This is a genomic window from Bacillus kwashiorkori, assembly GCF_001375515.1.
GTDB classification, from domain to species: domain Bacteria; phylum Bacillota; class Bacilli; order Bacillales; family Caldibacillaceae; genus Bacillus_BK; species Bacillus_BK kwashiorkori.
On sequence record NZ_CTDX01000009.1, the window covers coordinates 99,220 to 114,076 of the forward strand.

Here is a 14,857-nt window from a genome sequence, read left to right on the forward strand (position 1 = left end):
GGAATCAGTTAAATTAGTTGGTTACATATATTTTATCAAAAAAACGGAAACTCCCTATCGTATTGGCTTATCATTTTCTCGTGTAAATCGGATAAGCGATCGCACAAGCAGTGTTCAGCTCATTTACATATGTGTTTATGAAGTACTTAGACGCTCTTATGCACGTTGGCAGTATAATAAATATCTTGAACGTGGAATGATTGCAAAGATGCTCGTTTATTTGTGGCTGAACAATTAGGGCATGGGAGAGATGACGCGACACGAATTTATCTTGGTTATTAACTGGGGATTTTACCTATTTTAACAGAAAAGTAGTCCTTTAGTATGAATTTCAATTTTTAAAAAGGAAATTCGTTATAGCTTAGCTAATGTTTAATTATTACCAATATTACAAATTAATTAATCGAGGTGAATGCTAATTCTTTGGCTAAAGTTTTTGGAATCCGAATAATTGAAATAGCATATGATCCCTTTATCTAATATTTAATTATAAAAAAGAAGGGTCGTTCATCCACAAGAACAAGAAATGCGGTAGCTAACTTGTCGTTTATTACGTACATTTACAGCAATTCATGTGGATATTTAAAACCCTTCTTCTTATAGCTTTTCTAAAGTTTTTTAAAAATGCCTATACTTCACGTTGTTCTTCTAAATTGCAAAACAACCTTCCTCCGTATTGCTTTCTTATGGAAATAAGTCAACGAACCTCCTGCTGACAAATCATGACAATAAGGTTAATTTATAAACTGCCGGAAGAATTCGCTAATTTTCCGATATACTTTTATTTCATTTTCTTTTTTTGAAAAACCGTGACCTTCATCTTCCAAGACTAAATATTCTACATCCCGGCCTTTTGAGCGTAACGCTTCCACAATTTGATCTGATTCTGCTTTTACGACACGCGGATCATTTGCCCCTTGGATGACGAGCATTGGCTTTGTCATTCCATCTAAATAAGTGATTGGCGAATCTTCTGTCATTTTTTCTTTATCTTTTACCGGATCACCAACCCATTGTTCCATATACGGTTTCCAAAAATCAGGTACAGACTCCACGAAGGAGAATAAATTACTTACGCCGAAAATGTCTACCACTGCTTTAAAGTAATTAGCATGACGACCATGTAGTAAAAGTGCCATATATCCGCCGTAACTTCCACCCATTAATAAAATTTTATCGCGTTCGGCATAACCGTTTTCAATAAGATAGTCTAATCCTGCGATATTATCTAGACGCGGACCGTGGCCCCAGTCACCTTCCACCATTTTCATAAACTTCAATCCATAATTGGAAGAACCACGGAAGTTTGGTGCGAAAATGGAGTAACCTTCGTTTAACGGTAATTGGAACATTGCCCGAAACCATTTTCTTTCTAATGATTGCGGACCACCGTGTGGCCATAAAATCACATGCCCGTTATCGTTTTCTGGTTTTGCTTTGAAAAATAATGCTTCTATTTCTAGTCCGTCGAAGGAAGTATATTTAAGCACTTCTGGTTCCACTAAATGATTTTCTGGCACACCAGGTACTTGATAATTTGTCATTGCTTCCCAAGAGGTTCCCCCGTCTTCCGAACGATAAATATTATACGGTCTCGTCGCACTTCGACCTAATGCATATACATTTCCACTCTCAGCAATTACTAATTTCTCCACAACACTTGTTGGCAACGGTAATTTAGTAAGTTTATTATCTATTAAACTCCATTTATATAGGCGGTCTTCCACTCCATAACTGCCAATTAAGTATAGCGCATTTTCTTTTTTGCTATATTTCAACGTGGCCAAATCTTCCTGTTCCACTTGTAAAACTTTCGTGAATTCTCGGGTTGTTAAATCAAATTTAGCTAAGTAGCCTAAATCAGTTTCATAATTAGTTAACAGATAAACCTCTGTCTCGGAAGTATAAACGATATCATGAATAAGAAATGGTTCCTTCGATTCTGGTGTAATGGAAAACTCCTCTTCTCCAACTTTGGCAAATAATTGATTATGGGTATTTCCATATTGTTTAATAAAAATGTACGATTTTTCTTCTGGACTAACTGCACCAATAAAAGTTGGTGCTTCTTTACCTTCCAAAATAAGCTCTTCTTCACCAGTTTCCAAATGATACAAATAACTATTCAAATATACCGAATTTCCTTTTGTGCTCGTATAATATAGTCGCTTTCCATCATCAGAAAGGCTAGCGAAGAAATGCCTTTCCTTTTCACTAGTCCTTAACGGAACGAGACCGCCGCCATGTGGTGCTACCGCATAAAGTTGGGTATTTTCATCACCATCATTGTCAAAGCCGGCAATTAGAAATTCACCATTTTTTGCATAATGGAGACTTTGAGACGTTTGGTTTTTAAAAGTAAGTTGGTACGGAAAATGGTTCGGTAAATCCATTGCCCATAAATTATAATGCCCGCCAATATTTGTGCTAAAGACAAGTTGTTTTTCCTCTGGACTTACTACAAAATCTGTAACTAAAAACGTTTGAAAAAACTGTTCAACATCTGGTTTTGGAAATTCAATCACTTCATTAACACTTCCTTTAATATATTTTTATTTTTTTAAGGCCACTCTGAAAATAGCTGTATTTTCAGGGTAGCTTTTTTAAAAAACATTATCCTGAAAAAAAACTCTTACATCCTACTATAAAGATTTAATAGTTTAATAACTTCTACTTTTCTATACTATAAGAAACGGCCAATTGTGTTATCCATCGGAAGTCGGATTTTAGCTCCTATAGAAGGCGGGTAAGCTTTCCCCCTTGATTGGCTAAAAATCTCCACCATAGTCTTTCATAAAATCAAGCACCGATAACACTTCAGTCACATCACGAACATAAAATGGTGATCACTTTCAAACGGTCCATTGCACAATCTTCATTCTTTCCCAATTAAAATGTGATTAAAAGTCACCATCCACACTTGGCTCTATCATGTCCGATTCCAAAATCATCTCATACATTGCTCTCGTCGTTTCCATCGGTTCTACGCCAAATTCCTCCATAAGCACCTCCTCACATTGGTGGTAATAGCGTAACGCTAATGGACGGTTATTTTTTTGATAATGACAGTACATAAGTAATCGGTAAGCTTCTTCCCAAGTCGGTTCCATTTGTAAAATTTTTCCACACCAATGAATGGTTTCTTCTAATTGCAATTTCCGTACGTACAATTGGGCTAACTTTTCGGCACCACGTAAAAATAACGTCCGGTAATATTCCCGTTCGGATAAAAGCCATAAATCTCCTTGTCTTTCACTGAAAAACTCGCCATCATATAACTCTAGGGCGCGGGTTAATAAAGTAATTGCTTTATCCCTTGCTTTTTCCTTTAACCCACTTTGTACCCAATGGTTAAACAATTCATAATCTAATTCGATAACCGCTTTCGGATTAATCCGGTAACTATTATGTTCTCGAATGATAAAAAATGGAGCAACTCGTGCTTTTCGTTCTGGTTCTAATGCTTTATTCAAGGAGTTCATAATAACTTTAAACTCTTGTTCGATATTTTTTTCATTCACATCCGGCCAAAGTTCACGGTAAATTTCCTCTTTGCTCCACCATTTTCCGCGCTTTACTAATAAAAATTGGAATAAATCTTTTGCCTTCATTCGCTGCCAGTCTTTATCAGTCACTTCCACATCCCCAAGCCAAACTTTCATTTTACCGAACGTTTTTACTCTCAAACTGTAGCCGGGGTGGGAATCGATATTTTCATAGCCTAATTTTTGTAATAAAGCTTGTACATAGCTCGGGTAAATATTCATTTTCCGTGCTTTTAATAAAAGTGGCAGTAAAGATTGCAAATCCCAAGGGCTAAATAATGTTCGCTTCGTAAAAATGAACTCATAGTTTCCTAGTTCCACTTCCTGTAAAAATGCAGTAAAAGCCTCTTGAAAATTTGCATCGTCATTCCATTCCATGAATAAAAAAGCAGCCCATAAATTAGCGAGGGCAAACCCGAATGGGTCGCCACATATGCGGAAATTTTCTTTTGCATATGTTAAATATTTTTTTGTTTCCTCTAGTTTTTTACAATTCAAACTAGCAATTCCCATCGACAGTTGGATAAATGAAGATAGCCATAAGTCTTGTACTTTTTCCGTCTCAAAAAGGGCCATTTGCCCAAACCGTTTTGCTTGTTCATAATCTCCCTTTCGGCTAGACAAGATGCAAAGTCCCATATACGGTTCTGCTTTCCCTCGTGACACATGTAGTTCATCCATCATTTTTAAGGAAGTGTTATAACAATTTTCTGCGACCGATTCATCATACGTCTGGAGTATTTGTGCGGTATGCCCAAGCCGCATCCAACCACATGCCTCTACGAAAGGACTTTTTAACTTCATCCCTTGGTCAATTCCAATTTGCGCTAGCTGTTTCGCCTCTTGCCCGTTTCCAAGACATGCTTCGATAAATGCTAATAAAATTTCCGTTTCCCGGTGGGTTTTTGGCAAAAAAGTACTTTTCTTTTGCAACCGTTCTGTAAGCACTTGTTTCGCTTTCGTTAATTTTCCTGTTCTTAATAATAGCCGTGCATCTAAGTTATTAACTGCAAAAACGTTATCCTGTAATTCCCCTTTGTCCATCCACACTTTTGCCTTTTGTGCTTGCCCGGAATTTACTAAGTTTTCCGCCATTAAACTATAAAGTTTCTGAACATCTGGGTGGTTTTTTTCATATTGCTTTTCGTAAAATTCAATTGCTAAAAATAAGTACCGTTCTGCCTTTCCTGGTTGAATAGTATCAATATAAATTTTTGCCAACCCTTCAAAAGCTTTACCAATTAATGTATTGTCACTCCGTTTCTCTGCGTATGGAATTAACTGTTGATAGCAATTTTTTGCTTTTTCGTAGTAAGAACGGTAACGAAATACTTCTCCTTCGTAAAAAAGTAATGGATAGTGTTGCTCCTTTAACTCCGCAGGTAATTGTTTTAATCGTTCGTGTAAACTTTCTAATTTACCTGCATGCAACATCGTTGGGGCGTATCTTTCTAAAAGTAAAGCAAGTGCTGGGTAATGTTTCATTTTTTCGTAGTGCAACATTGCCATTTCCCATTGCTTTTGTCTTTCGTAAAAGCGGGCAGCCCGTTCATTAATGGAATCATACAAGTGAGGCTGTTCTTCTTTTACTTTTCTTTCGACGGAAGCTTTAAAAAGGGCGTGAAATTTGTATTGTTTCGTACCATCTAATTTATGAATAAAGGCATTTTGCTCAACTAATTGTTCTAATATTTGTTCTGATCCGCGAACTCCAATTATTTCATTACAAATATCGGGAGTCATTTCTTCTAAAATAACGACTTGTTCCATAAAACTTTGGATGAGTGGTGATTGTTTTGTAAACACTTCCATAACTAAATAGTGAAATAGCTCGTCCATTGATGAATGTTGGTAATCAATTATTTCCGCTACCGAGGTGTTATTTTTTAACTGTTCTGCAATAAGACTTAAGGCAATAACCCAGCCTTCGGTTATATCATAAATGCGTTTTAAATCTTTTTCTGATAATGGTAATTGGTAAAAATCACAAAGGAGAAGTTCCGTTTCGTCTCTGTTTAATGTTAGTTGGTTTTCATTGATCTCTAATACCCTTTTTGTAACTTTCCATTTCGTTAAAAGATTCCATTTAGGCTTCGTCCGACTCGATACAATAATATGAAAATTTGCTGGTAAATGCTCTAACGTTTTCTCTAGCCAATGATTAATTGTGTAGGAATGATCAATTATATGAAAGTCGTCTAAAACGATGGTGATATTTGTTTTTAAGGAAGCTATTTCTTTAATAAAAAAGGCTGCAAGCATATTAAGCTCTTCATCACGAATATAGCCTTTCATCGATTGCATGTAATCTATCAACTGCTTACCAAAGGTTGGAAGTTGCTTGCGAATCCCATGTACGACATAAGTTAAAAACGGAATAAGGTCATCATCATTTTCTGTAATGGTGTACCAACAAACATTTGTCTTTAAATCATGGAAAAATAAACTTAATGCGGTACTTTTTCCGAATCCTGCACCGGAATGGATAATGGTTAATGGGTAATTTTTCGTTTCTTTTAATTTTTTCATAAGTGATGGCCGTCTGATATAGTTTTCTTTAATCATCGGCGGTGTCAATTTTGTTTCGATAATAGGAAATGATTCGTCCATTTAGTTCCCTCCTTCCTAACTATAGTTAAAAATATCTGGATGCTAGAAATGAAAATGTATTGCCTCTGATATCGAAGTGACTTTTACCTATATAAAAATTGGGAGTGTTTTTTTGTTTTAAGAATCTTTGAAAATATGTACTAGTTTATTAATACTTCTATTATAACTATTATGCAAAAAAAATAACAGAATTCTTAAACAGATTGTTTTTTTTAAAAGATGAGAGTTTCGTTTCGTCTAATGAATGAAGGTTATTTACAAGTGTAACTAATTTGTAACTATCGTTTTTTATCATCTAATTAATCTTTCAATGCAAGCTTGGCAAGTTGTCGCTAGCTTAAACATAACTTTTCGCATCGTTTTAGTGCAACAGGCCAGCAAAAAAATAAAGGGGGATAAGAGGATGAAAAGGAAAAAAAGGTTGTACATGTTTTTAGCAATGATCATTGGGGCAATGCTTTTTACAACAGCATGTGGATCATCAGGAACGAGTGGGAAAAATAAGGACGTAATAAAAATTGGGGTATTAGCTTCCTTTACTGGACCACTAGAGTCATATGGAAAACAAACGAAACAAGGTTTTGAACTAGGGTTACAATATGCAACAGATGGAAAAATGGAGGTAAATGGTAAGAAAATAGAAGTAGTATATGAGGATACCGAAACGAAACCAGAAGTTGCTACGCAAAAGGCGACGAAGTTATTTGAGGAAGAAGAGGTAGACTTCCTCGTCGGTTCTTCCAGTTCTGGTGATACGTTAGCGGTTGTTGGTTTGGCAGAAGAATATAAAAAAATTATGATTGTAGAACCGGCTGTTGCTGATAGTATTACAGGTTCTGAGTTTAATAAGTATATTTTCCGGACGGCAAGAAACTCCTCACAAGATGCAGTTGCTGGTGCGGCAGCAATTGCTGGTCCTGGAGTGAAAATCGCGACCTTTGCACCTGATTATTCTTTCGGTTGGGATGGTGTTGCCGCATTTAAAAAAGCAGCAGAGAAACTAGGAGCGGAAGTTATTTTAGAAGAATATGCCGATCCAGCCGCAACAGATTTCACATCGAACATTCAAAAAATTATTAATGCGAAGCCTGATTACTTATTCATCGTTTGGTCTGGAGCAAATTCTCCGTGGAACCAGATAGCAGAAATGAAAGTACAAGAAAAAGGCATTAAAATCTCTACCGGTGCACCAGATATTCCGGCACTTTCCATAATGGAGCCAATGGTAGGTATGGAGGGATTTAGTGTATATTACCATGAGCTGCCAAATAATAAAGTGAATGACTGGTTAGTAGAAAAACATAAAGAAAAATATAACGGAGAAGTTCCTGATTTATTTACTCCAGGTGGAATGTCAGCAGCTATTGCCATTGTAGAAGCGTTGAAAAAAACAAACGGTGACACGGATAGCGAGAAATTAATTAAAGTAATGGAGGGGATGAGTTTCGAAACTCCGAAAGGAACGATGACCTTTAGAGAAGAAGATCACCAAGCATTACAAACATTATACGCAATCCGACTCGTGAAAAAAGAGGGAGTCCCATATCCAGTTCCAGAACTAATCCGTGAACTCTCACCAGAAGAAACAGCCCCACCAATCATGAACAAATAATTGATGGTGTCAGTCCCCCACCGCTTTAAAGCGCTAAAGTGGTGGGGGCGACAAATGTTTGATAGGATTCACGATTATTGAAATTAGTCATATTTAGAAGGAGGGATTGGATGGAACCGATATTAGCGACTGAGGAGTTAACGATTAAGTTTGGTGGTCATACGGCAGTTGATCATGTAAGTCTAGAATTATACGAACGACAATTTACATCTATTATAGGCCCTAATGGTGCAGGGAAAACGACTTTCTTCAATTTGTTAAGCGGGCAATTACCGGCGACGAGTGGAGAGGTGTTTTTTAAAGGGGAAAATATTACGAAACTATCGCCTGCTAAGCGGACACGAAAAGGTATCGGCCGTTCCTTTCAATTAACGAATGTATTTCCTAATTTAACGGTATTGGAAAATGTTCGGCTAGCCGTTCAATCACAGCTTGGGATTCGCTATCAAATGTTTCAACACTTTTTCAAATACGCCGATGCGATAAAAAAGGCGCAATCTTTATTACAACTTGTCTTACTAGACCATAAGCCATTTGCCCTTGCAAAACATTTAACTCACGGAGAGCAACGGAAATTGGAGATTGCCATGTTGCTCGCCCTTGAAACAGATATTTTATTATTAGATGAGCCGACAGCTGGAATGTCATTGGAAGATGTGCCACAAATTCTCGAAGTTATCCGCAATATTAAGGAAGATGGCAACAAAACAATCGTTCTCATTGAACATAAAATGGATTTAATTCTTGACCTGTCTGATCGGGTTATCGTCCTGTTCAACGGCACATTACTGGCAGATGGATCGCCGCAGGAAATTATGGATAATGATACGGTGCAATCCGCATACTTAGGAAGCTTGTATGATACATCAACTAGTTGAATAGAGTGTAAAAAAACAAATTATGCTACCCCATCCGAAAAAAGTCAAATGAAGTCATTCATTGTAAATTAGAAACAAAACTCGAATACACAAACGATAACTGACACAAAAACTGGATATACGATCTCAAACTGAGCGTACGAAAAAGGCCCATCACCATTTGTATCTTTGCAAAAAGGAGGAGTTAGATGGAATTATTATTAAAGGTTGAAGGAATGCAAACATATATTGGCCAGTACCATATTTTGCAAGATATTTCCTTTGAAGTAAAAAAAGGCGAAGTAACCGTATTACTTGGACGTAATGGTGCTGGAAAAACAACGACATTGCGCAGTATTATTGGCTTAAACCCGCCAGCGAAAGGAAAAGTAATATTTAAAAATGAACCAATCCATGCATTACCAACATACAAAATTGCTAAACGCGGTATCGGGTTTGTCCCTGAGGATCAAGGTATTTTTAACGAACTAACAGTTGAAGAAAATTTAAAAGTAGCCATGCAAAAACAAGATGAAAAAACATTAAAACGGCTCGACTGGGTATTAAATTTATTTCCTGATTTAAAAAAGTTTTGGAAAAAGCAAGGCGGCCTATTGAGTGGCGGACAAAAACAAATGTTATCGATCGCTAGGGCGTATGTAAATGAAAATGATTTACTACTTATTGATGAACCGAGTAAAGGTCTCGCACCAATTGTTGTAGAAAAGGTGATGGAATCAATCCAAAGAATGAAAGAGGAAACGACAATTGTTCTCGTAGAACAAAATTTTCTAATGGCGAGCGCAATCGGTGACAGATTTTACATTATAGATGACGGACGAACGGCCGCAGCTGGTGCGATGGAAGAACTAGTCACGAACGACCAATTAAAGAAAAAGTATTTAGGTATTGCCTAAGACTAAGTTTAGAAGAGTTTTATAAGGAATGAGTGGTATTTCCTGCCTGAAAAAGGGAGTAAATTCTTCTTTTGTATTACAACCTTTTTATTATTCAAAATGGGCGATAATGTTTGATCAAATGACGAACTTACGTCTGAGTCAACTTTTCTTTATGAAAAAATCTAAAACATTGTAATATAGTCCAACATCAAAAAACACAATTATCACTTTCCAGCTACTATTCTTACAATCACATTTTTTATGAAAGGAGGAAAATAGATGGGTTCAATCATTAATCTTATCATAAATGGTTTTGCAACGGGGATGCTGATTTTTTTACTTGCTGCAGGATTAACATTGATATTCGGACTTATGAGCGTTTTAAATTTTGCTCACGGGGGATTTTTTGCGTGGGGTGCGTATACGAGTGTTTGGTTATTTGGATTAACGAATAATTTCCTAATTGCTATTCTCGGTGCTATGTTAGCAGGGGCAATTTTAGGAGTTTTTACTGAAAAATTCATAATCAAACCGGTTTATGGTAACCATGTCCGACAAATATTAATCACTCTCGGACTAATGCTTGTCTTATCTGAGCTTTTAAAAGTCGTATGGGGACCGAACCAACTAATTGCTAAAGCACCGAGCTATTTATCCGGCAGTTGGGAATTTGGTGACATTATTATTATTAAATACCGATTATTTATCATCGTTATCGGGTTACTCGTTTTTACGCTCGTCTATTTACTATTGAAGAAAACAAAACTAGGACTTATTGTTCGTGCTGGTGTTATTAATAAAGAAATGGTGCAAGCGCTTGGCATTAATATTCAAAAAGTATTTTTATTCGTTTTTATTTTAGGGTCAGCGATGGCAGCACTTGGCGGTGCATTATTAGCCCCATATTCTGGTGTCATTTATGCAGAAATGGGATTAGAATTTGCAATTTTAGCATTTATTGTCGTTGTAATCGGCGGGATGGGCAGTTTTCCAGGCTCCTTATTTGCGGCTATATTAGTCGGCTTGTCGGGATCGTTTATGGCTTACTATGTTCCAGAACTTTCCCTTGCTGTCAATATGTTATTAATGACCGTCGTACTAATTTTCCGACCACAAGGACTTTTTAAAGTAAAGGGGTGAGAGAATGGCAAAACTTGGGGTATTTCAAAGAACACAGACAGTATTAGGGAAAAAAACAGACGTTGAAAATTACATTGTCCTTCTGTTTGCATTAGTGCTCGTGATTTTTCCGTTCGTTAATGATACACGGAGTCTATTAATCTTACTGACACAAATATTCATTTTTGCGATTTTTGCAATGAGTTATGACATTTTACTAGGCTACACCGGGATCGTTTCATTCGGTCATGCGATGTTCTTCGGTATAGGTGCCTATTCTACTGGAATCATCATGCAAAAATTTAGTCCTACCTTCCTCTGGCTAATTGTATCTATCATTGTAGGTATTATCATATCCGCGATAGTTAGCTTTATTGTCGGACTGTTAACGTTAAGATTGAAAAGTCATTTTTATGCAATGCTAACGTTGGCGTTTGCCAGTCTTTTTCTCGTGGCAGCTGAAAAATGGCGTACTTTAACTTTTGGGAACGATGGGTTTACTTTCCGAATCCCAGAAATTTTACGAGATCGATTTATTTTTTATTTCGTTTGTCTTGCGTTAATGGTACTCATTTTTTTCCTATTAAAAAGATTTACTAATTCTCCACTTGGTCGTGTATTAATGGCCATTCGAGAAAATGAACAACGGGTGGAGTCTTTAGGATTTATTCCGCTTTATTATAAAATAATTGCCAGCATTGTAGCAGGTGTTACTGCATCACTTGCTGGATCATTATATGTTTTGTCGTTAAGATTCGTCAATACGAGTGTTTTTACGATGGACACTACATTAGATGCGTTATTAATGACGATTATTGGTGGTGTCGGTACATTACTCGGTCCAATTATCGGCTCAGGGATTATTGAATTTGCCCACCATTGGCTTTCTGGACTATCTTCCGTCCATCCAATTTTTGAACGTTGGATCATTTTATTCGGCATTCTCTACATTTTAGTTGTCCTATTTTTCCCAGCAGGTATTGTTGGAACAATTCGTAATGCTTTTGGAAATAGGAAGCAAACGAAGAATGCAAACGTAACAAAGGGAATGGAAAAAACGGATGCAGCTAGCTAAAATGTCACTTTAAAAATGGATTTCCAGAACTCTATATAGGTCGAACTATTGTTGACCTAGTGGAAGGATTAAGGGATTCGCATGAAATGTGCTATAGAACAACGAGGGGAAGTGATGAATTGGATATTGGAATTTTAAGTACAGGAATATATATACCGGAAAATTACATCAGTGGTAAAGAAATTGCGCGATTAGCAGGGATTCCAGAGGAAATTGTCGAAACAAAAATGGGAATAAGGAAAAAACCGCTTCCTGGTCCAGATGATCATACGTGTCAAATGGGTATTTATGCGGCAAAACAAGCCATTGAAAAAGCAGATATAGATCCAAAGGAGATTGACTTAGTTATTTACATTGGAGAAGAACATAAAGAATATCCCCTTTGGACGGCGGCAATTAAGTTGCAGGAAGAAATTGGTGCGTATCACGCCTGGGCATTTGATGTTGCACTTCGTTGTGGTACGACGATTATGGCGTTAAAGGTAGCAAAAAGTATGATGCTTGCAGATGAAAATATTAATACTGTACTGCTTGCCGGTGGATACCGCAATGGGGATTTCATTGATTATAAAAATAGCCGAACCCGTTTTATGTTCAACTTAGGAGCGGGTGGCGGGGCAATCCTTTTACAAAAAGGATTAAAGAAAAATATTGTCCTAGAATCAGAGTTAATGACGGACGGTTCGTTTTCCGAAGATGTCGTAGTTACCGCAGGCGGGACAAAAAATCCAATTACCTTTGAAGCGCTTGAGCAAGGCTTGTTGCGACTAGATGTTTTAGACCCGGAAGGAATGAAGCGGAGGCTGGAGCAAAAGTCGATGGAAAACTTCCTAAAGGTTATTCGGACTTCCCTTTATAAAAGCGGTTACAGTGAGACCGATATCGATTACGTTGCGATGCTTCATATGAAGAAGTCTGCTCACGACTACGTTTTAAAGGAATTAGGTCTTTCTGAAGAAAAATCTATTTATTTGGAGGATTACGGTCATATCGGTCAAATCGACCAAATTTTATCATTACAGCTTGCCGAACAAGCAGGTAAATTGAAAAACGGTGATATCGTTGTACTTGTAAGTGCTGGTATTGGATATGCTTGGGGTGCCACAACGATTCGCTGGGGTTGTCAGTAGGAAAATTGGTTGAAAACAACGTTAGTTTAACAAACAATTTAATAATATCACCATTCTTTTAATTTTTATTTGGAGGGGATTGGGATGAACGTAACAATGAAAAAAATTGCTTTACCAAATGGTGAAACGTTAGCATACCGTGAGAGAGAAGGTGGTGACCAAGTCTTACTACTAGTTCACGGAAATATGACTTCATCGAAACATTGGGATGTGTTCATGGAGCAATTTGATTCGAATTATAAAATTTACGGTGTTGATTTACGTGGGTTCGGTAGTTCTACTTATCATAAACGAATTCGCGGTATAAAAGATTTTTCCGACGATGTTAAGTTGTTTGTGGATGAATTAGGTTTGAAGGATTTCGCAATGATGGGGTGGTCAACCGGTGGGGCGGTTGGTATGCAATTTGTAGCCGATTATCCAGGTTACTGTGAAAAGCTTATTTTACTTGCTTCTGCTTCCACACGTGGTTACCCATTTTTTGCAGCAAAAGAAGACGGTAGTCCCGATTTCACTAAACGGTTAAAAACAATCGAAGAAGTGGAACAGGATACTGGGAAAACAATTCCTGTCCAAACAGCTTACGATACTGGCAATCGTGACTTTTTACGGACGATGTGGAATATGGTTATATATACAAAAAATCAGCCAGAACTAAATCACTATGAACAGTACATTGATGATATGCTAACACAAAGAAATTTAGCGGACGTATATCAAGCGCTCAATACGTTTAATATTAGCCCATACCATAATGGTGTGACAGACGGAACAAATCAAGCAAAGGATATTACTATTCCTGTTCTTATACTACGTGGAGACCGGGATTACGTTGTAACAGCACAAATGACAGAAGAAATTATTACCGATTTAGGAGATAATGCAAAGTTTGTGGAACTGAAAGATTGTGGACATTCACCATTAATTGATGACTTGCCACAGCTAATTCAAGAAGTAAACCAATTTTTAACAGTGACAGTTAGCGGGTAAGCTAGGAAAATGCTCGGTTTTTCGAGCAGGTTGCCTATTATACAATAGGGGGAAGGTTATATGAGATTAAAAGACAAAGTTGCTATTATTACTGGTGGTGCACAAGGTATTGGCTTTGCTGCAGCGAAACGATTTAGTGAAGAAGGAGCAATAGTCGTGATTGCCGATTTTAATGAAGCACAAGGGAGGAACGCGGAAAGTGAGCTGCAAAACGCCGGTGCCCAAGTATCTTTTATCCAAGTGGATATATCCAATCGTGAACAAGTAGATCGATTAGTGGGAAAAGTAATTGAAACGTTTGGAAAGATTGATATACTCGTTAATAACGCTGGGATTACCCGTGATGCCATGCTTACCAAAATGTCTGAGAAAGATTTTCAAGATGTCATCCAAGTAAATTTAACTGGTGTCTTTCATTGTACACAAGCGGTCGTACCGCATATGGTAGCGGCTGGCGGTGGAAAAATTATTAGCACCTCGTCTGTCACTGGTGTATATGGTAATGTTGGACAAACGAACTATGCCGCTGCAAAGGCTGCAATTATTGGTATGACAAAAACATGGGCAAAGGAACTAGGACGTAAAGGTATTCGAGCCAATGCCGTTGTACCAGGCTTTACTGAAATGAGTATGGTTACAACTGTTCCAGAAAAAGTAATTGAATCGATCAAATCGATGATACCCGTTCAAAGGCTAGGAAAACCAGAGGATATCGCGAATGCCTATCTATTCCTCGCTTCAGATGAAGCAGATTATGTGAACGGTGCAGTATTGCATGTTGATGGGGGAATCATGATGTAAGATTATGAGCGTATTTTAAAGCGGTTAAAAGTGCGAACCTCATTACGGTTTAATCAAGAATGGACAGAAAATAACAATTAAGTGTAATTTATGAATTAACGATTACGTATGAATGGCGTTAACCAAAAAGCTGATGATAAAAAGGCAAATGAGAAGAGGTAATGTTTTCTTATTTGCCTTTTGTTCTTTTCTGTACGTCCTCCTGTACCGCACATTTCT

10 protein-coding genes are annotated in these 14,857 nt (G+C 37.3%); 8 read left to right on the plus strand and 2 right to left on the minus strand.

Annotation, left to right across the window (positions count from 1 at the left end):
- Window positions 1-734: 734 nt before the first annotated feature.
- Window positions 735-2,525 (minus strand): S9 family peptidase, encoded by a 1,791-nt coding sequence (locus tag BN1242_RS02340; RefSeq protein WP_062350771.1) that lies wholly within the window; start codon window positions 2,523-2,525, stop codon window positions 735-737.
- 375 nt (window positions 2,526-2,900) lie between these two features.
- Window positions 2,901-6,155: an AfsR/SARP family transcriptional regulator gene (locus BN1242_RS02345; RefSeq protein WP_062350774.1), complete on the minus strand. Its 3,255-nt coding sequence runs from the start codon at window positions 6,153-6,155 to the stop codon at window positions 2,901-2,903.
- A gap of 403 nt (window positions 6,156-6,558) precedes the next feature.
- Here BN1242_RS02345 and BN1242_RS02350 point away from each other — a divergent pair, with 403 nt between their 5' ends.
- The 8 genes from BN1242_RS02350 to fabG all read left to right on the plus strand — a co-directional run bounded on the left by BN1242_RS02350 (window position 6,559) and on the right by fabG (window position 14,638).
- Window positions 6,559-7,767, plus strand: a complete 1,209-nt coding sequence (locus tag BN1242_RS02350; protein ID WP_062350777.1) for a substrate-binding domain-containing protein — start codon at window positions 6,559-6,561, stop codon at window positions 7,765-7,767.
- A 110-nt stretch (window positions 7,768-7,877) separates the two neighbouring features.
- Entirely contained in the window at window positions 7,878-8,645 is a 768-nt protein-coding gene (locus BN1242_RS02355) for an ABC transporter ATP-binding protein (protein ID WP_062350779.1), read from the plus strand.
- Window positions 8,646-8,833: 188 nt separating this feature from the next.
- Window positions 8,834-9,541 (plus strand): ABC transporter ATP-binding protein, encoded by a 708-nt coding sequence (locus tag BN1242_RS02360; RefSeq protein ID WP_062350782.1) that lies wholly within the window; start codon window positions 8,834-8,836, stop codon window positions 9,539-9,541.
- 261 nt (window positions 9,542-9,802) lie between these two features.
- Complete coding sequence (locus tag BN1242_RS02365) at window positions 9,803-10,663, plus strand: branched-chain amino acid ABC transporter permease (protein WP_062350784.1); 861 nt, start codon at window positions 9,803-9,805, stop codon at window positions 10,661-10,663.
- 4 nt (window positions 10,664-10,667) lie between these two features.
- Window positions 10,668-11,717: a branched-chain amino acid ABC transporter permease gene (locus BN1242_RS02370; RefSeq protein ID WP_077216077.1), complete on the plus strand. Its 1,050-nt coding sequence runs from the start codon at window positions 10,668-10,670 to the stop codon at window positions 11,715-11,717.
- 119 nt (window positions 11,718-11,836) lie between these two features.
- Window positions 11,837-12,847, plus strand: a complete 1,011-nt coding sequence (locus tag BN1242_RS02375; protein ID WP_062350787.1) for a 3-oxoacyl-ACP synthase — start codon at window positions 11,837-11,839, stop codon at window positions 12,845-12,847.
- Between the two features lie 84 nt (window positions 12,848-12,931).
- Window positions 12,932-13,837 (plus strand): intracellular short-chain-length polyhydroxyalkanoate depolymerase, encoded by a 906-nt coding sequence (gene phaZ / locus BN1242_RS02380; RefSeq protein WP_062350790.1) that lies wholly within the window; start codon window positions 12,932-12,934, stop codon window positions 13,835-13,837.
- A 60-nt stretch (window positions 13,838-13,897) separates the two neighbouring features.
- Window positions 13,898-14,638 carry a 3-oxoacyl-ACP reductase FabG gene (gene fabG, locus BN1242_RS02385; RefSeq protein ID WP_062350793.1) on the plus strand — a complete coding sequence of 247 codons (741 nt, stop codon included), beginning with the start codon at window positions 13,898-13,900 and terminating at the stop codon, window positions 14,636-14,638.
- Window positions 14,639-14,857 lie beyond the last annotated feature (219 nt).